A 15,803-nucleotide genomic window follows, 5' to 3' on the forward strand; every position below is an offset into this window, starting at 1 on the left:
TTAAATAAATGACATTACAAATATAACCAAAAAGCGTGTTTGTAGAACATATAAATTGGAGAAAATGAAAAAAGTAACCCAAAAAGACTATCAGTCTTTTATTCAGATTTACAAAGGATTGCCCGAAAGGAGTGCCGTAAAAGCTCCAAAGACTGAGTTTGTGGAGGAAATAGCGGCTTTGTGTATGTGTAGTACCAAGACGGTGCGAATGTGGATTCATGGCGTACAAAAGCCGGATGCCCTCAAGCAAAAGATGATTAGTGACAAACTGGGCGTTCCAGCCAATATTTTATTTCCTGTTACAGAATGAAAGCTATAGAGTTCTACACAACCCCGGAGGGTGAAGTTACTATGCGCCCTCTCGGAGAAGCCGAAAGGCAGTTGAAAGAAACTGATACCGACTTTATCCAAGCTTTCTTGGCTATACTGAGGGAGTTTTATCCCGAAGCATACGATGCGCTTATGGATATATACTCTAAAAATTCAAACAACAAGAGGTATCGGGATTTCATAGCGGTTCGTAGATTCATTAAATGCAACTTCGGTCTGTATGACAACATGATTGATGTAGATGAGAATTGGAACTTTAATTTTGAGTTTGTAGGTTGTCCCTTACGTGGAGAATGCAAACATGATAAAGTTATTTGCGCTCCTAAATTCAACTCTAAGTTGTCCGATAGGCAAATAGAAGTTATGCGAATGCTCTATGATGGGAAAAACGATTCAGAAATAGCCGAAAAGCTGTTTATCTCTTTAAATACCGTGAATAACCATAGAAAAAACAGTTTCCGAAAGGTTGGCGTACATTCAATGGCTGAATTTATGCGGTATGCTATGACCAACAATCTTTTTAAATAATAATAATAAATGCAACACCGATGAAAGGAGAAACTTTAGCAAACCTTATCCAATGTGGCGTTACGCTACTTCTTGGCATTATTGCCCTTGCTGGGGCATTGTTTTGTAATGCCTCATTCCACTTCATTACCGCTATGGCTTGTTTTTGGCTGTCATGGGTTTTCTATACCGACAATGAGTATGGAATAGTAAGTGTTAGAGAATATTTTAAGAACCGCTACAAAAAGGACTGACCTATGGCAATTCAGATGGAACTATACGAGTTAAAGAACCTCTGTATGGAAATGGCTTCTTTGGGTGCTGCCAACTATGTAAAACAGACTACCCCGGCAAAAGACCTCATTTCACAACGTGAAGCATACAGACTGTTTCAAGAGTGCCGGGTGAAACGCTGGCAGAAAGACGGCAGGGTTTCCACTATCCGTGGCGGTAGCTCTATACATTCCAAAGTATTGTATTCACGTGCCGAACTTTTGGCGATAGATAAATCAGAAAAAATCAATTCTATAATTAACAAGTGATATGCGTACAATCAAATTAAAATCATTATCCCTTATCAACTTTAAGGGTGTCAGAAGCCTAAATATCGGTTTCTCCGATGCGGAAACGCTGGTTGCCGGAGATAACGGTACAGGAAAAACAACAGTATTTGATTCGTTCCTTTGGTTGCTCTTTGGTAAAGACAGTACAGGACGCTCGGACAGTAATTTCAACATTAAGACGTTGGATGCGGACGGAAAGCCTATTTTGCATCTTGAACACTCCGTTACTGGTGTACTATCAGTGGATGGCAAAACGGTAACACTGCAACGCTGCTATGTGGAAAACTGGGTCAAGCCACGTGGAACTACGGAAGAAAGCCTAAAGAATCATACAACAGAGTTCTATTTGAACGGTGTTAAGTTGGCTACCAAAAAGGAGTATGATAGTGAAGTAGCTGCCATCATCCCGGAAGATGTTTTCCGAATGATAACCAACCCTTTCTACTTTACATCAATGAAGCCGGAAGCGCAAAAAGAAATCCTTTTGGATATGGTAGGAACGCTTACCGACCAAGACGTAGCGCAGACCAAGCCCGAATATTTGGAGTTGCTGGCTCAGTTGTCAGGCAGGAGCATCGCCCAATACGCTAAAGAGGTAGCCGCCAAGAAAAAGGCTTGCAAAGATGAATTGTCAGTTATTCCCTCTCAGATAGAAACGGCTCGTAAACTTATGCCGGAGGAAGAGGATTGGGTAGCCATTGATAGTGAGATTGAGGATAAAAATGCCCGTATTCAGCAGATAGAGGAACAAATTGCCGACAAATCAAAGCTGAATGAGCAGGAATATCAACGTAAGGCTTCTATCCAAAAGCAAATAGGTGAAAAACGCCTACAACTCAATAGCAGAATGAATGAAATCGCTACAGAAGCTAACAAAGGGCGCAATGAGGCATCTTTGAAGCTGAATGAATTGGAATATTCGTTGCGTACTGAAAAAGCCTCTTTAGACAGAAAAAGGCAATCGGTTGCGGCTATGGATATTGAGATAGAAAAACTCAACACCAAATTGTCCGCATTGCGTGGTGAATTTGCATTTATCAGCAAGGAGGAACTTACCTATAATGAGGGTGAATTTATTTGTCCCACTTGCAAACGTCCTTTGGAAATTGAGGATATAGAAGCCAAGCAACGTGAAATGCAAGCCAATTTTAACGTTAATAAAGCGGCACGTCTGAAAGCGAATAAAGAGGTTGGCATGGCTAAAAAACAACGGCTTGAAGAAGTGCAAGGGCTTAAAGACCGTACCAATGCCGAAATCGTGGAGCTGGAACAAAAGATAGAGCGTATCAATGCCGATATTCAACAAGCAAAGGCTTATATCCCCGAAGCGCAAAACGTGGAAGCAATGATAGCATCCGACCAAACTTGCATTGACATCAAGAACGAGATTGTCGAACTTGAAAATCAGTTTAAAGTGGATGCAAAGATTGTGGACGTGTCGGAACTGCAATCGGAGAAAAGAACTTTGAATGAAGCCGTGCAAGGCTTATACAAGCGTTTGGCAAACCGTGAACAAATTGGCAGGGCTGAAAAGGAAATCGCCTCTTTGGAAGAAAAGCGCATTGCCAACAATCAAAAGTTGGCAGACCTTGAAAAATGGGAGTTTACGGCACTCCAATTCCAAAAGGATAAGGATGCGGAGTTGTTGAAACGCATTAATGGAATGTTCAGGTATGTATCATTCTCCTTTGTGAATGAACAACTGAACGGAGGCGAAAAACTGACGTGTGTATGCACCGTGAACGGTACACCTTTCCTTGACGTGAACAATGCCGGACAAATCAATGCCGGAATAGATATAATCAATGCCATTTGCACGGCAAAGGGGGTATCTGCACCGATTTTCGTTGATAATGCGGAAAGCGTGAACCAAATCATCCCATCACTGAGCCAAATTATCCGGCTGGTGGTAACTACAGACAAAGAACTAACCATTAAGTAATTACGATTATGACACAGCAAGCGAGTACGGCAGTACAACAGACTGCAAACGGAGGGCAGGTCGCCACCCAAAGAAAGCCTGTAGATATTCTTAAAAGCATGATGAATGCCGAAAGCGTACAAGAACAATTCAAAAATGCGCTTGGTAAAAATTCGGCAACATTCGTAGCCTCTGTAATTGACCTATACAACGGAGATAGCAATCTGCAACTCTGTAATCCTAAACAGGTGGTAATGGAAGCACTCAAAGCCGCCACGTTACATTTGCCAATAAACAAGGCTTTGGGTTATGCTTTCATTATCCCGTTCAAAAACTCCAAAAAGGATGAAAAGGGCAACTGGATTAAAGTGTATGAGCCGACTTTTCAAATGGGCTATAAGGGTTATATTCAGCTTGCTATGCGCACGGGACAATACCGTACAATCAATGCGGATGTGGTGTATGATGGTGAGTTGCGCAAGGTAAACAAACTGACCGGGGAAATAGCCTTTGACGGTGAAAGGAAAAGCGATAAGGTGATAGGCTATTTCTGTTACTTTGAACTTATGAACGGCTTTAGCAAGACTTTGTACATGACAGTGGAGCAAATGGCAAACCACGCAAAGCGATATAGTAAAGCCATCACAAGCGATAAGGATGTAACGGTAGAAAAGTTGCTGAATTTGGCTAATTTGCCCGTTTCTCCCGATAGCAACAAGGTTGGTTGGATGGGTAACTTTCACGGAATGGCACAAAAAACCGTTATCCGTAATTTACTGAGTAAATACGGCTATTTGTCCGTAGAAATGCAAAATGCCATCACCAATGACTACGAGGGTGACGAAACTTCACAGCGTGAAATATTGACCGACAATTACGCAAACAAACAATTGATTGATGCGGAAGATGTGAGCTTTGAAAGTGTGTCTGAACACCATGCGGAAAGCGAGCAACAAACGGCAACTATTGACCCCGGATATTGATAGCGTATGAAACTGATAGTTCTTGGTTCAAGTAGTAGTGGCAACTGTTACATTTTGGATAACGGTAATGAAGCTCTGATTATAGAGGCTGGAATCCGTTTCCAAGAAGTCAAGAAAGCGTTGGATTTCAATCTGAGAAAGGTTGTAGGGTGTGTGGTAACGCACGCCCACAACGACCATGCCAAATATATTAAGGCGATGGTAGATAGTGGATTTCACACGTTGGCATTACGGGAGGTATGGACTGCAAAAGGCGTTTGGGATTCCCGTTCTTTGGTGGTTAAAGAGGGCAAAGGCTATAAGATGGGTAATTTTAAGGTACTTCCTTTTCCTGCTTGCCATGATGTGCCATGTGTCGGCTATCTGATAGACCACCCCGATATGGGAAAGATGGTATTTCTTACCGATAGCTGTATGTGCGAATATCAGTTCAAGGGGCTTAACCATGTGCTGATAGAGTGCAATTACTCTGATAAGAAGCTCATCGAGGCGATTACAGCCGGGCGCACGTTGCCCTCACAGCGTGAACGTCTGCTTACCTCACACATGGAGCTTACTACGTGCAAGGGTTTTTTGGAAGCAAACGACTTATCCCATGTTTCGGAAATCGTGCTTTTACACCTTTCCGAGAATAATAGCGATGAGCCTTATTTCATATCGGAAGTGGAAAGGCATACGGGAAAAGTGGTTTATGCGGCAAAGCCGGGTTTAACGATTGATTTAGACAGAATATAAGGATATGGCTAAACTCCAAGTAGAAAAGAGAAACGGGTTATTTGATTTGAAGCCTCTGTACGAATGGATGCGTAACGCTTTGGATGGTATCTATAGGATAGAGGTTAAGAAAGTCAGAAAACCACGTTCTTTAGACCAAAACGGGTGGTTGTTCGGGTGTATTTACCCTATCCTTTTAGACGCTCTTTTGGAAGCTGGTTGGGAGTTCGTTTCAGTGGAACAAGTGCATGAGTTTTTTAAGGCTCAAATGACGGCTGACAAAGTGGTAAACAAGCACACGGGGGAGATTGTAGAGTTCCCATGTTCTACAGCCACTATGGACACGGTGACATTTTCCACCTATTGCGAAAAGCTGAGGGAGTACGCCAAAGAGTTTCTGAATGTGGATATTCCCGACCCGGATAAATATTGGAGAAGCCATGAAAAGAATACCTAACAGCTTGGTATCTGAGCTGATACGCTTAGTGCCCATTTTGATAGCAAATATTCCACCCGGACAAAGTACGAGAGTGGATAACGCAATAAGATTAACAAAAAAGATTATCAACAAATTAAAAACATTGAAAGATGAGAACATTTGAAATTACAGAGAAAGAAGTAGCGGCTGCATTTCGTGAAGCGGAAAGTGGAGAAGCAAAGAAAATATTGGCGGCTTTGTTCTGCAAGGAAGAAATGGTAAAACCTACACTGGACGATTACAAGACAATTCGCACGTATGAGGATGCTTGTAAGGCACTTGGTGAGCCTATTTTTGAAGACCCTAATAATTTGCCCAATCATATCATAGCCCTTATGAAGTTGGAAACTATTAGCCGGGCTTTGTGGGGTAGAAATTTCCAACCAAAGCCGGATGGGGAGGGAAGCAAAGTGTATTGGTATCCGTGGTTTGCCTTATGGACTAAGAAAGAGGTTGAGGATATGAATCCCGAACAAAGAGGTGCCCTTTTGTCTGCGCATGCGTGTTATGGTGCGACTGCGGGTTTCGGTTCTCTGGCTGCGCATTATCGTTCCTCGAGTGCGAATGCGAGCGTTGGGTTCCGCTTGTGCCAAGAAACGGAAGAAAAGGCTAAGTATTTTGGGCAGCAATTCATTGAACTTTGGGCTGAATATTTGAAATTCAACTTTACCGTAGGAAATCGTTTGAAATAAAAGTGTGTTTGTCAAACATATTATCAACTAAAAAATAAAGTGAAATGAAAGACATCATGTTAGCCGATACCCCGGTGGAACAAAGGGAACAGATTCTACGTGATAGCTGCGACCAAATTGTAGAACGTAGCTACACACGCAAATTTGACACGCAACAGATTAACGAAAGACGTGCTGAACTTGCAAACGTAGCAATTCAAAAAGCTGATTTGGAAGATGAGTTGGCTGGAATCAGAGCTGAATACAAGTCCAAAATTAAGCCTTTGGATGAGAGAATTGGAAAGGTTCGTGATGAGTTGAAAGCCGGAGGCGATTATGTAAAAGGTGATTGCTTCAAGTTTGTAGATGAAGATGAGGGCATGGTTGGATTCTACACCCCGGAGGGTTATTTGCTGGAGCAACGTGCCATGACGCAAGAAGAAAGACAACGTAACGTATTCCGTGCCATTAGAACGGATAGAACGGGTACGAATGATTGATTATTAACACATTAAATTTTAGTAAAATGGAAAATCAAGAAAAAGGATTAACCGTAAACATCGGTGAGTACAAGGGTGAAAAACCTATCGAAGTAGTGTACAGAATTGGTAATGCTCCTAAAGCATTGGACGAATTGCCCATTAAGCAACCGGAAAGTATTTCTGTATCAGGTGTTATCAGAACTCCGTTGGATTGGTTGGAAAAGCGTATTGACACCATCGACCAAAAGCGTGCGAATGTTAAAGTAAACCGTGAGAAAATGAGTATCACGCTTACCGTGAATGAGGATGATTATTACACCAAAAACACCTTTGTAGGTACGGTGGAATTATCGGAAGTCTTTTCAAAGTTCGGTATCAATGACGGAGAATGTGGCTGGATTCCGGCTAAACTGGGGCAGTTCCTGCGTTTGAATCGTGGCGTATTCATGCAAAAAGAGGATTGTATGAAGCTCGTTTCGGTATTAAAGAACTTCACGGCTAACGCCAAGACTGAAATTCAGAAACAGCGTGACCCGTCCGGCTCTATGGCTGAGGTGTACCGTTCACAGGTAGAAAGTAATTTGCCCAAGAGTTTCACGATTAACATCGCCATTTTCAAGGGAACTGCAAAAACGCCTATTGAAGTTGAGTTCGACCACTATCTTTCTAATGGTGATGTGTTGTTGCAACTTGTTTCGCCCGGTGCTAACGAACTGGCAGAGGACTACAGAGATAAGTGTATTGATGAGGTGTTGGACGGTATTCGTGCCATTGCCCCGGACATTGCTATTCTTGAAATCTAAATACTATATCGTGGGGGAGCAATCCCCCACTTATAACAGCTCATAATATGGCTAATAAAAAAATCATACCGCCTATGCCTTTCGATGCTACCGCTTGGTTATCCAACAATGCGGCTATGAGGTTGTCATTTGCTTGTAAGGGCTTGTGGCTGGATATGCTTTGCTGTATGTGGGTGAGTATAGAGCGTGGGGTTATGCTGAAACCTATTGGCGGTGCGTACACGGTTGATGAATTAGAAGCCCTCTACGGAAGTGGAACAAAGGAGCTGATAGAATCATTGATTAACGCTGAATTATTGTCTGTAAGGAATGATGGAGCTTTGTACAACGCTGATATGGTTAAAATGGAATCAATACGGGTAAAACGGTCTGAGGCTGGGAAAAAAGGTGGTGTAACTATGGGTAAACGGATATTAGCCAAAGTTGATGCGCTTGTGGAAACGCCACCGATAGAAACGCCACATACACCGTCCCCAACGGCTGAAACGCAACAAGGGGCGCAAGCAGACCTATTCCCCGATGATTTGCCGGAGAATCCACCGCCACTGACTGATGAACAACAGCGGAAGATTGAAAAAGCCAAGAAGTACAATTATGCTGATTACGTTACTTTGACACGTGATGAATACGCAAAATTATGTACCGAATATGGCGAAGAAGCCGCTAAAGCGATGATTGATATTCTCAACAATTACAAAGGTTCTAAGGGTAAGAAGTATAAATCCGATTACCTGACTATTAGGGGCTGGGTAAAAGATAAGTATTACGAAAATATGAATAGATATGGACAACAAACTGGTACAACGGCTGCAACAGATATTGGCAAACCAAGCGCAAAGAGGACTTTTAGGGACACGCTTTAAGATTGAGAAGTTTCCCGAACAAGACATAGCGGAAATGCTAAGGATGTGTTATCAGTCAGAAGTTGAGCGCAGAAACATGAAGTATGTTTCGGATGAAGCCACGTTGGAAAAGATAGGCAAAGCGGCTAAGTTCCTTTGCGGAAACGGAAAGTTCGGCTTGCTTCTGTATGGTACGGTAGGGAGTGGTAAAACCACGCTTGCAAAGGCGATATGCAACATTATAGGTATCTTGTACAATAGTGATTTATCTTCCGAAAGAAAGGGAGTGTACCGCATATCAGCTCTGAACCTTGCCAAGTCAATAGCCGATGACCCGACTTATTTCAACAAGCTAAAGAATCAAGAACTTTTGTTTATTGATGATGTGGGCACTGAACCAGCAAGCGTGAAAAGTTGGGGCAACGAGTTTTCCCCGGTTACTGAACTAATTTATGCCCGATATGACAGGCAGCTATTCACTATAGCCACTTCCAATTTGGCAGATGAGGAATTTGGCGACAGGTACGGAGAGCGTATTGCTGATAGAATGGAAGAAATGTTTGAACGGCTGCACTACAGCCAAAAAAGCTATCGGAAATGAGATTTGCGCTCAGAAACAAAACAAAGCTCATTAATGCTTTCGGTGAAGCGTATTACAACGAACTTATTGCAAGCATTAATAGCTTTCAATCTAACTACACGCCCGATTGCCATTATTGGAACGAGGCGATACAAAAAGAAATGCTGGATATGCCAAGTAGTACCCACCCGGATAAGACATTTTCGTTTGCCATTGTAAGCGAAATGTGGGATGTGATAACGCTTGCTTATTATTCAGCGAGTAATACACCAAGTAAATAATAAAGCTATGCAACACCAAAAATCAGAAAAGAAAAAAGTGGTTGTGACCTTATGCCGTGTATTCCCGGTTACACATTCTTTGGCTGGAAAGCCTACAGAGTTTGAGGGAAAACTAAAAGAGCATAAGAAGATACATACTATACGCTACAATAAGAATGGCGTGTGGGATAAGAGATATAAAGATATTGCATCCGGCAAAAAATATCTTTCAGTGCGTGAATGGACGGGCAGACCGTACAACTCAGAACAACGGGAATTTGCCCGGTATGAGAAGATAGGTTTACAGCATATTACTATGACCTATGGAAGCGATGATACCATACCCAAAGTATGGGTAGACAACAAGAAAGTTTCAATCAATGAAGTAGCAAAGAATGATGGTTTGAGCGTGGAGGACTTTGTAGAATGGTTTTTCGGGAACAACAAAGAGAATGTTTTTGAAGGTGTTGTTATTCATTTTACCTCTTTTAGATACTAAGACATGGAAAAGATTTGTAATAATTGCTCTTTTATGGAGTTGAAAAAAATAAGGGACGGTTATAGTGCTTATTGCTGTATGGCTCATACAATAGTTAAGGGTGGTACTAAACGTACAGACCCCAAAGGTGTACTTCCTCATTTCAAATGTAATTGTGGCAAATTCAATTGCAAGTATGAATGAAATAAGACACTGTAGCGAATGTAAATACTATTGGTGTTATCCTCATACAACCCAAATGTATTGCTACAAATTAGGTAGGCGCATAACAGCAAGAAAGAAGTATTGTAAACATTATAAGCCCAATAAATGATAGTAGTATGGAAACGAATAAAACAAAAAATACAGACCTGTTTTTGATTGACCCCCGTAATATCGTGGTTGTGGACGGTTTCAATGTAAGACGTGATTTTGACCTTGACGAACTGAAAGAGCAAATAAAGGCAAAGGGCGTCTTAAATCCTCTGACGGTTATAGCCTTTAAGGATGATGAGGGCAACGAGAAATACAAATTGGTGGATGGTGAACGCAGGTATAGGGCTACCATGTTGGCTATATCCGAGGGTGCGGATATTCCTTATGTTCGTGCCATGAAAGCCCGAAAGGACGCTTCTACTGAAGAATTGTATATTCAACAGATGATGCGTAACGAGGGTAAGAAATTTACCGAATACGAGTGCGCTATCATGTTCAGACGTTTCAAAGAGGAATTTGGATATAGCCAAGTTGAGATAGCGGATAAGTTCAAGAAAAGCCCGGCTTTCATAAGCAAATGCCTTTCCTTGTTGGATTTGCCCCCATACATTCAAGAAAGGATTATGAAAGGGGAATTGTCGGTTAAGGCAGCTAAGGAGATTGCCGCCAATTATGGCAGTGAGAAAGAACAGGTAAAGGCTGCAAAGTCGGCTGTGGATAACGCCAAAGAAAACGGTAGGGCTACAGCTACCAATAAGGAGGTTCTTAATTCTCTGAAAGATTCCAAAGAAGCAAAAGCCATTGCGGAAGCTCTGAGAAAGGTTTGGGCTTATTTGGATGGTGAGGTTATCGTGGACGTGGATAAGCTGGCAAGGCTATTGGATAAGACGGAAAGCCTTAGCCAAGCGATGAGAGAATACAAGAAAGGGGGCATAAAATGAAACTGAGAAAAGAAAAGGAACAAATACCTGCGGATTTCCGCAAACAAATGTATGAGAACTACAAAGCCAATATGACTTTATACGGTAAACCAATTCTCCCGTACAAGCAATGGCTGAAAGACGTGTTTAACACTAAATTACCTTGTTGTGGTAAATAGATGGCATGAAAACGCTGATGATTGATATAATGCTGAATGACCGCTTTTATGCGGCTTTCAGATACAAGTATTGCCCAGCTTTCAAATTCGACATTGAGGATATGGCTAACAAGGTTTATGGGCGATACCCCACCCTGCGAAAAAGGGCTATGAATGGCGAAAAAGTAGTATTTGTATTTTAATGATTTCAAGATATGGAAATTAAAAAGAAGATAGTAGTGCCTACGGGCGAAATATATACCGCTATAGGTGAAAAGGGAATGTTGGAGTTCCTTACGGTTGGAGATTATGGTAAGAACGCTAATATCAAAGCGGACTTTTTGGGGATTACCCGTGATTTGAACGGTGTACCCAATGGCGAGCCGATGCCTCTTACTGAAAAATGGGTGATTACCATTTCCACACAGTACGGTTGCTCTATGGGCTGCAAGTTCTGCGATGTTCCAAAAGTGGGTATTGGGAGAAATGCCACTTTTAATGATTTGAAAGGAGAAGTGCTAACGGCTATCAAGCAACACCCGGAAGTGAAGCACACGAAACGTCTAAACATACATTATGCACGTATGGGAGAGCCTACATGGAACGCAAATGTGTTACTTCATGCAATCAGTGTAAAGAAGGACATAGAGCCGTTTATAGGCGATTCTTTGGTACACCCGGTTATAAGTACAATGCTGCCAAAGAGAAATAAGAAGCTGGTTGAGTTTTTACATAAGTGGTGTTACATAAAGAACGAGCTTTATAAGGGTGATGCCGGACTTCAATTCTCCATCAATACAACGAATGATGAAGAAAGAAATTATCTGTTTTCGGGTAGTTCGCTTTCACTTGGTGAAATATCAGAAATTGGGAAATCGCTGCCTATGCCTGTTGGCAGGAAATATGCCTTAAACTTTGCTTTGGCAGATGATACACATATAGACGGCAAGCGTTTGAGAGAGCTTTTCAACCCCGATAAATTTATGTGTAAGATTACCCCATTACACCGAACAAATAGCTGTGATGAGAACGATTTGCACACAAGCGGAGGCTATGAGCTGTTTACCCCATATAAAGCCGTGGAGGAAGATTTGAAAGACAACGGATTCGATGTTATTGTGTTTGTCCCCTCTTATGATGAAGATAACGGGCTTATCACGTGTGGCAACGCTATCCTATCCGGGAAAGTTCCTACTTCAAGTTACCAAGAAACAATATACTGATATGGCTAAAATAGTAGATAATCCCAAAAGGTTTAAGGTGATTGAATTGAGCCGAAACGAGTTGGCTAAAATTGGCGGTATTGGTATTTGCGATAGATGTAACGGTACTTCTAATGCTGGCTATTATGTAGCCGTGCTAAATTGCTGGTTTTGTCCTAAATGCTACAATGAATGGTACGGATGCGCCACTCATTACCCGGAAGATATAAAGATAGAAAACAAGAATTTTGAGTATTATAAAAATTTATTTGACCTATGAGCAAAGAGGAATTGCAAGCAAAATTGGTGAAAGCCAACGCAGAGAACAAAGGTATGGTGGTTTACCCTGAATACTTCAAGAAGAAAAAGAAGCGTATGCGCCCCGACTTCATAAAGAAGCTGGAAGAAACTGCAAAAGCGGATTTTACCGATGTGGATGATTACGGAGTGTATAAGGTTGGTTCTTTCCTCTATAAGAATGCCTTTGTAACCATATCTAAAGAAGATGGGTTATGGACGTTGCACGTGATAAGTGAAGCTCCGATAGGTTTGCCACTCATTAAAGAGGTGAGGTACAAGTATCTGCCTAATAACCTTATGATGGCTCAGATTTTCGGAGATAGAGCCGAAGCAAACGAGATTAAGGGTGTTATTCTGTATCAGATTCCCAACGGAGAAATGGAGGCTGAATAATGATTTATGTAGGGATTGATACGGGTGTAAATACCGGGTTCGCTGTTTGGGATAGCAAGCAACGTTCCCTGCTTCAAGTATGCTCTTTGCCTATACATAAAGCGATGGAGCGTGTACGTTCCTTGTATGATGAGTATAAGGCTGGTATAGGTGACAAAGTGATTGTAAGGGTGGAAGACCCCCGGCAAAGAACGTGGTTTGGAACGGAGCGTATGAGCCGTGAAATGGAACGTAAGAAGTTGCAAGGTGTAGGCTCTGTGAAACGGGATGCCTCTATATGGGATGATTATCTAAAAGAGTTGGGCGTGGAGTATGAAATGGTTGCCCCGAAACGCAATGTAACCAAGCTGACACAAGAACGGTTTAAGGCTTTGACTGGATGGCAAAAACAGACAAATGAGCATGGACGTGATGGCGCAATGTTGGTTTATGGCTTTTAGTATTCTTTTTACGGTTAAATATGTGTCTGTTAAACGCATATTTAGTATATTTGCAATATGATTCACCAAGTAAACAAATAAGCTATGGGTATGTATATTCTTATCGGATTAACGCTGTTTTTTTTAGCCTTGTTGCTCATGACCGAGTATATAGGTAGGAACTTTTGGAGGTTTGCCCCAAAAGAGCATTTGAAGCAAGGGGGAAAGATACACGTTTATATCAATGGCAAATACGATAGACACGCAACCATTACGGGCGTGTCCGATAATTCGGTTAGTATCTATGGTGCGGTGGTATTGCCCGTTGATTACCGGGGTTCTTTCTATGCCATTGGCAAAGATTCCGTAGGTGCAAAGCTGGTATATGTGAAGTATCGCAGACGTTACCGCTTTGTCAAGCTCTGTGAGCTTCTTAGAAAGGGCTTCTGTGTAGAAGATGATGAGGAACAATTAATACCGGATTCCCATTCTTCGGAGAATGACGAAGCCAAAGACGAAACGGAGGTTGAGAATGAAATGTAGTGAGATTACATACAAGAAAGTTTCGGAGCTGGTTTTGTTGCCCGAAAATCCCCGTACCATTACGAAGAATGACTTTGAAAGGTTGGTGGATTCCATAAAGATAAATGGCTTTTGGAAACACCGACCTTTGGCGGTTATGGAGCGTGACGGTAAACTGGTGGTGTTGGCAGGAAACCAACGCTTGAAGGCTGCAAGGAAGCTGAAACTTGCCGATGTGCCCGTTATTTTTTATTCGGAACTGACCCCGGATGAGGAAAAGGATATAATTCTGAGGGATAATATCAACAATGGCGATTGGGATTGCAATGCCTTACAAATGGATGAGTTTTGGAAAGATGTAGATTTCGGCTTTATTGGGCTTGATTTTCCATCCGATGATGAGAAGTCCGGCAAGGGTAAGAAGAAAGCGGCTAAAGAGGCAGAGAAAACGGAAGACGACCAAAACGCAGAGGAAGAAACGGACGATGAGGAACAAAGCGAGGAAGAAGCCGAAAAGGAATCTTTCTACCGTTCCATGTTTAAGGACGTTCTTTATGAAAGCGATAACGTCTTTGAAATTCCCAATCTCTTATTGGATATGCAAGCCGGAAAGATGGAATTGCCTTTGTCCCCGTGGGGTGCTAACAGCCGTTTGCGTAAAGATGTGGCAACGTATCATTTCTATGTGGATGATTATAGGTTTGAGGCTCTTTTCAAAGACCCGATAAATTTGCTAACAAGCGGATGCAAGGCGGTGGTAGAGCCGAATTGTAGTTGCCACGACCAAACGCCTATAGCGTGGGGCATTCAGCTTATCTATAAGAAACGTTGGCTTTCTCGTTACTTCCAAGAATGCGGAATCAAGGTTTATGCTGACTTGAATGTTTCTCACAAGTTTATTGAGTACAACAAAATGGGTATTCCCAAAGGATATAATGCTTTCTTTACCCGTGGGCTGGACGGTTGGATGGAAAGCCTTAAATCTGATTTGCAAGTAGCCCAAGAAATAAGCGGGCTTGAAAAACCAAACCTTATCGTTTATGGTGGAGGTGCGGAAATTCAGAAGTTCTGTCGTGAACATGGGCTGTTGTACGTCACAGATTTTATTAACGCAAAAAAGAAGTAAAGTATTATGGGACGAAATTCAAGCGGAACACGTGGAGGACTGCAACCGGGTGATGCAACCTATAAAGGCTCTATTGGAAAGCCTGAACCTTTGGTAAACATGAAAGACCCGGCTTTGTATAAGGCAACCAAAGAAGCTATTTCACGCTATCATGCCGTACTTGGTGTAAGGCAAAAGAATGTAAAGTTGGCAGAACTATCGGCTGGCACTTATGGCGTACACGTTACGGCTAATGGGAAGTCAGAGGGTGTTTACCTTAACAAGAAACATTTCATGCAAACGAAAAAAGCGGTGGAAGCCTCACACAAGAGGGGCTATGCGAGTGGGTGGAGTACGAAAACCAACAAAGCGGTAGCCCATACCGTAACGCATGAGTTGGCGCACGCTACATGGAATGCCAACATGACAGGGGCAAACCAAAAAGCGGCTGGAAAGGAAGTGAATAAATTATTTAAGTCTTGGAAGAAAGACAATAAGAAATCCGGGTATGGAAAGTATGCGGAAACCAATGTGTCGGAGTTCTGGGCTGAAACCGTTACCAAAGCAATACATGGTAAAAGTGATAAATATACCAAGAAAGTAAAGGAAATCTGCAAGAAATACAAACTATAGAGGTATTTTTGCTTAAATAATTCAATGCAACATGAAGAAGATAGAATTAACCGCTGACGAGATTAAGGTAATCAAGCAGCAATTAAATGGTGAAATCGAGGTTTGGAATGCTGATGATTATCAGCAAAAGCATCTCACTTCGGTAATTGACAAGGCAAACGCCCTTTTGAAGGAATTGGATGCCTACGATGAAATGATAGACGAAAAGGGTGGTGATACCATTCTTTGGTTTTGGGATAAGTACAAGGCACAAGAGGGTATCATAGAATAATTAACCGGGTAAAGGGAATCGGACGGTATCACGCTATCCGATTTTCTTTACT

At 42.0% G+C, this 15,803-nt stretch carries 25 protein-coding genes; all 25 read left to right on the forward strand.

Features of this window, described 5'->3' with window-relative positions; translation table 11 throughout:
• Positions 1–64: 64 nt before the first annotated feature.
• The 25 genes from L0M98_RS16460 (at position 65) to L0M98_RS16580 (ending at position 15,751) form a co-directional block, all read left to right on the forward strand.
• Positions 65–310: a hypothetical protein gene (locus tag L0M98_RS16460; protein WP_007219307.1), complete on the forward strand. Its 246-nt coding sequence runs from the start codon at positions 65–67 to the stop codon at positions 308–310.
• Positions 307–858 (forward strand): helix-turn-helix domain-containing protein, encoded by a 552-nt coding sequence (locus tag L0M98_RS16465; RefSeq protein ID WP_227216973.1) that lies wholly within the window; start codon positions 307–309, stop codon positions 856–858. Before L0M98_RS16460 ends, L0M98_RS16465 begins: the two co-directional genes overlap by 4 nt.
• 20 nt (positions 859–878) lie before the next feature.
• Entirely contained in the window at positions 879–1,091 is a 213-nt protein-coding gene (locus tag L0M98_RS16470; protein ID WP_227216974.1) for a hypothetical protein, read from the forward strand.
• A 3-nt stretch (positions 1,092–1,094) separates the two neighbouring features.
• Positions 1,095–1,379 carry a hypothetical protein gene (locus L0M98_RS16475; RefSeq protein WP_227216975.1) on the forward strand — a complete coding sequence of 95 codons (285 nt, stop codon included), beginning with the start codon at positions 1,095–1,097 and terminating at the stop codon, positions 1,377–1,379.
• Between the two features lies 1 nt (position 1,380).
• Positions 1,381–3,342 (forward strand): ATP-binding protein, encoded by a 1,962-nt coding sequence (locus L0M98_RS16480; protein WP_227216976.1) that lies wholly within the window; start codon positions 1,381–1,383, stop codon positions 3,340–3,342.
• 8 nt (positions 3,343–3,350) lie between these two features.
• Positions 3,351–4,304, forward strand: a complete 954-nt coding sequence (locus L0M98_RS16485) for a recombinase RecT (RefSeq protein ID WP_227216977.1) — start codon at positions 3,351–3,353, stop codon at positions 4,302–4,304.
• 6 nt (positions 4,305–4,310) lie between these two features.
• The gene (locus L0M98_RS16490) at positions 4,311–5,039 is read left to right on the forward strand and encodes an MBL fold metallo-hydrolase (RefSeq protein WP_227216978.1); all 729 of its coding nucleotides are present in this window, start codon (positions 4,311–4,313) and stop codon (positions 5,037–5,039) included.
• Positions 5,040–5,043: 4 nt separating this feature from the next.
• Positions 5,044–5,475 (forward strand): hypothetical protein, encoded by a 432-nt coding sequence (locus L0M98_RS16495; RefSeq protein ID WP_005655471.1) that lies wholly within the window; start codon positions 5,044–5,046, stop codon positions 5,473–5,475.
• Between the two features lie 131 nt (positions 5,476–5,606).
• Entirely contained in the window at positions 5,607–6,188 is a 582-nt protein-coding gene (locus tag L0M98_RS16500) for a hypothetical protein (protein ID WP_227216979.1), read from the forward strand.
• A 44-nt stretch (positions 6,189–6,232) separates the two neighbouring features.
• Positions 6,233–6,667: a hypothetical protein gene (locus L0M98_RS16505; protein WP_007219315.1), complete on the forward strand. Its 435-nt coding sequence runs from the start codon at positions 6,233–6,235 to the stop codon at positions 6,665–6,667.
• A gap of 26 nt (positions 6,668–6,693) precedes the next feature.
• Positions 6,694–7,452 (forward strand): hypothetical protein, encoded by a 759-nt coding sequence (locus L0M98_RS16510; RefSeq protein WP_007219316.1) that lies wholly within the window; start codon positions 6,694–6,696, stop codon positions 7,450–7,452.
• Positions 7,453–7,499: 47 nt separating this feature from the next.
• Positions 7,500–8,315, forward strand: a complete 816-nt coding sequence (locus L0M98_RS16515) for a hypothetical protein (protein ID WP_034754857.1) — start codon at positions 7,500–7,502, stop codon at positions 8,313–8,315.
• Positions 8,236–8,895: an AAA family ATPase gene (locus L0M98_RS16520; RefSeq protein ID WP_225665232.1), complete on the forward strand. Its 660-nt coding sequence runs from the start codon at positions 8,236–8,238 to the stop codon at positions 8,893–8,895. Before L0M98_RS16515 ends, L0M98_RS16520 begins: the two co-directional genes overlap by 80 nt.
• Entirely contained in the window at positions 8,892–9,155 is a 264-nt protein-coding gene (locus tag L0M98_RS16525) for a hypothetical protein (RefSeq protein ID WP_007219318.1), read from the forward strand. The genes L0M98_RS16520 and L0M98_RS16525 overlap by 4 nt, the downstream gene beginning before the upstream one ends.
• 7 nt (positions 9,156–9,162) lie before the next feature.
• Positions 9,163–9,633, forward strand: a complete 471-nt coding sequence (locus L0M98_RS16530) for a hypothetical protein (RefSeq protein WP_007219319.1) — start codon at positions 9,163–9,165, stop codon at positions 9,631–9,633.
• 320 nt (positions 9,634–9,953) lie between these two features.
• Positions 9,954–10,769: a ParB/RepB/Spo0J family partition protein gene (locus tag L0M98_RS16535; RefSeq protein ID WP_007219321.1), complete on the forward strand. Its 816-nt coding sequence runs from the start codon at positions 9,954–9,956 to the stop codon at positions 10,767–10,769.
• Positions 10,766–10,927, forward strand: a complete 162-nt coding sequence (locus L0M98_RS16540) for a hypothetical protein (protein ID WP_005655457.1) — start codon at positions 10,766–10,768, stop codon at positions 10,925–10,927. The genes L0M98_RS16535 and L0M98_RS16540 overlap by 4 nt, the downstream gene beginning before the upstream one ends.
• Positions 10,928–11,121: 194 nt before the next feature.
• Positions 11,122–12,129, forward strand: coding sequence for a radical SAM protein (locus L0M98_RS16545; RefSeq protein WP_007219323.1), 1,008 nt, complete (start codon positions 11,122–11,124; stop codon positions 12,127–12,129).
• 1 nt (position 12,130) lies between these two features.
• Positions 12,131–12,388 carry a hypothetical protein gene (locus L0M98_RS16550; RefSeq protein WP_034754860.1) on the forward strand — a complete coding sequence of 86 codons (258 nt, stop codon included), beginning with the start codon at positions 12,131–12,133 and terminating at the stop codon, positions 12,386–12,388.
• Entirely contained in the window at positions 12,385–12,801 is a 417-nt protein-coding gene (locus tag L0M98_RS16555) for a hypothetical protein (protein ID WP_007219325.1), read from the forward strand. Before L0M98_RS16550 ends, L0M98_RS16555 begins: the two co-directional genes overlap by 4 nt.
• Positions 12,801–13,241, forward strand: coding sequence for a hypothetical protein (locus tag L0M98_RS16560; protein WP_005655451.1), 441 nt, complete (start codon positions 12,801–12,803; stop codon positions 13,239–13,241). The genes L0M98_RS16555 and L0M98_RS16560 overlap by 1 nt, the downstream gene beginning before the upstream one ends.
• An 84-nt stretch (positions 13,242–13,325) precedes the next feature.
• A complete protein-coding gene (locus L0M98_RS16565) occupies positions 13,326–13,763 on the forward strand; it encodes a hypothetical protein (protein WP_007219326.1) in 438 nt (145 codons plus the stop codon).
• On the forward strand, positions 13,753–14,868 hold the full coding sequence (locus L0M98_RS16570) for a DUF4417 domain-containing protein (RefSeq protein ID WP_007219327.1): 1,116 nt from the start codon (positions 13,753–13,755) through the stop codon (positions 14,866–14,868). The genes L0M98_RS16565 and L0M98_RS16570 overlap by 11 nt, the downstream gene beginning before the upstream one ends.
• Before the next feature lie 6 nt (positions 14,869–14,874).
• Complete coding sequence (locus L0M98_RS16575; protein WP_007219328.1) at positions 14,875–15,480, forward strand: hypothetical protein; 606 nt, start codon at positions 14,875–14,877, stop codon at positions 15,478–15,480.
• A 31-nt stretch (positions 15,481–15,511) separates the two neighbouring features.
• A complete protein-coding gene (locus L0M98_RS16580; protein WP_007219329.1) occupies positions 15,512–15,751 on the forward strand; it encodes a hypothetical protein in 240 nt (79 codons plus the stop codon).
• Positions 15,752–15,803: the final 52 nt, after the last annotated feature.

The organism is Butyricimonas sp. DFI.6.44 (assembly GCF_022132345.1).
GTDB lineage: Bacteria > Bacteroidota > Bacteroidia > Bacteroidales > Marinifilaceae > Butyricimonas > Butyricimonas muris.

Excerpts from the sequence above, each read along its gene's own strand:
- L0M98_RS16535 (WP_007219321.1), top strand. The coding sequence starts at position 9,954 with ATGGAAACGAATAAAACAAAAAATACAGACCTGTTTTTGATTGACCCC.
- L0M98_RS16465 (WP_227216973.1), top strand. The coding sequence starts at position 307 with ATGAAAGCTATAGAGTTCTACACAACCCCGGAGGGTGAAGTTACTATG.
- L0M98_RS16500 (WP_227216979.1), top strand. The coding sequence starts at position 5,607 with ATGAGAACATTTGAAATTACAGAGAAAGAAGTAGCGGCTGCATTTCGT.
- L0M98_RS16555 (WP_007219325.1), top strand. The coding sequence starts at position 12,385 with ATGAGCAAAGAGGAATTGCAAGCAAAATTGGTGAAAGCCAACGCAGAG.
- L0M98_RS16470 (WP_227216974.1), top strand. The coding sequence starts at position 879 with ATGAAAGGAGAAACTTTAGCAAACCTTATCCAATGTGGCGTTACGCTA.
- L0M98_RS16530 (WP_007219319.1), top strand. The coding sequence starts at position 9,163 with ATGCAACACCAAAAATCAGAAAAGAAAAAAGTGGTTGTGACCTTATGC.
- L0M98_RS16545 (WP_007219323.1), top strand. The coding sequence starts at position 11,122 with ATGGAAATTAAAAAGAAGATAGTAGTGCCTACGGGCGAAATATATACC.
- L0M98_RS16505 (WP_007219315.1), top strand. The coding sequence starts at position 6,233 with ATGAAAGACATCATGTTAGCCGATACCCCGGTGGAACAAAGGGAACAG.
- L0M98_RS16540 (WP_005655457.1), top strand. The coding sequence starts at position 10,766 with ATGAAACTGAGAAAAGAAAAGGAACAAATACCTGCGGATTTCCGCAAA.
- L0M98_RS16515 (WP_034754857.1), top strand. The coding sequence starts at position 7,500 with ATGGCTAATAAAAAAATCATACCGCCTATGCCTTTCGATGCTACCGCT.
- L0M98_RS16510 (WP_007219316.1), top strand. The coding sequence starts at position 6,694 with ATGGAAAATCAAGAAAAAGGATTAACCGTAAACATCGGTGAGTACAAG.
- L0M98_RS16580 (WP_007219329.1), top strand. The coding sequence starts at position 15,512 with ATGAAGAAGATAGAATTAACCGCTGACGAGATTAAGGTAATCAAGCAG.
- L0M98_RS16480 (WP_227216976.1), top strand. The coding sequence starts at position 1,381 with ATGCGTACAATCAAATTAAAATCATTATCCCTTATCAACTTTAAGGGT.
- L0M98_RS16575 (WP_007219328.1), top strand. The coding sequence starts at position 14,875 with ATGGGACGAAATTCAAGCGGAACACGTGGAGGACTGCAACCGGGTGAT.
- L0M98_RS16460 (WP_007219307.1), top strand. The coding sequence starts at position 65 with ATGAAAAAAGTAACCCAAAAAGACTATCAGTCTTTTATTCAGATTTAC.
- L0M98_RS16475 (WP_227216975.1), top strand. The coding sequence starts at position 1,095 with ATGGCAATTCAGATGGAACTATACGAGTTAAAGAACCTCTGTATGGAA.
- L0M98_RS16570 (WP_007219327.1), top strand. The coding sequence starts at position 13,753 with ATGAAATGTAGTGAGATTACATACAAGAAAGTTTCGGAGCTGGTTTTG.
- L0M98_RS16495 (WP_005655471.1), top strand. The coding sequence starts at position 5,044 with ATGGCTAAACTCCAAGTAGAAAAGAGAAACGGGTTATTTGATTTGAAG.
- L0M98_RS16565 (WP_007219326.1), top strand. The coding sequence starts at position 13,326 with ATGGGTATGTATATTCTTATCGGATTAACGCTGTTTTTTTTAGCCTTG.
- L0M98_RS16485 (WP_227216977.1), top strand. The coding sequence starts at position 3,351 with ATGACACAGCAAGCGAGTACGGCAGTACAACAGACTGCAAACGGAGGG.
- L0M98_RS16560 (WP_005655451.1), top strand. The coding sequence starts at position 12,801 with ATGATTTATGTAGGGATTGATACGGGTGTAAATACCGGGTTCGCTGTT.
- L0M98_RS16525 (WP_007219318.1), top strand. The coding sequence starts at position 8,892 with ATGAGATTTGCGCTCAGAAACAAAACAAAGCTCATTAATGCTTTCGGT.
- L0M98_RS16550 (WP_034754860.1), top strand. The coding sequence starts at position 12,131 with ATGGCTAAAATAGTAGATAATCCCAAAAGGTTTAAGGTGATTGAATTG.
- L0M98_RS16490 (WP_227216978.1), top strand. The coding sequence starts at position 4,311 with ATGAAACTGATAGTTCTTGGTTCAAGTAGTAGTGGCAACTGTTACATT.
- L0M98_RS16520 (WP_225665232.1), top strand. The coding sequence starts at position 8,236 with ATGGACAACAAACTGGTACAACGGCTGCAACAGATATTGGCAAACCAA.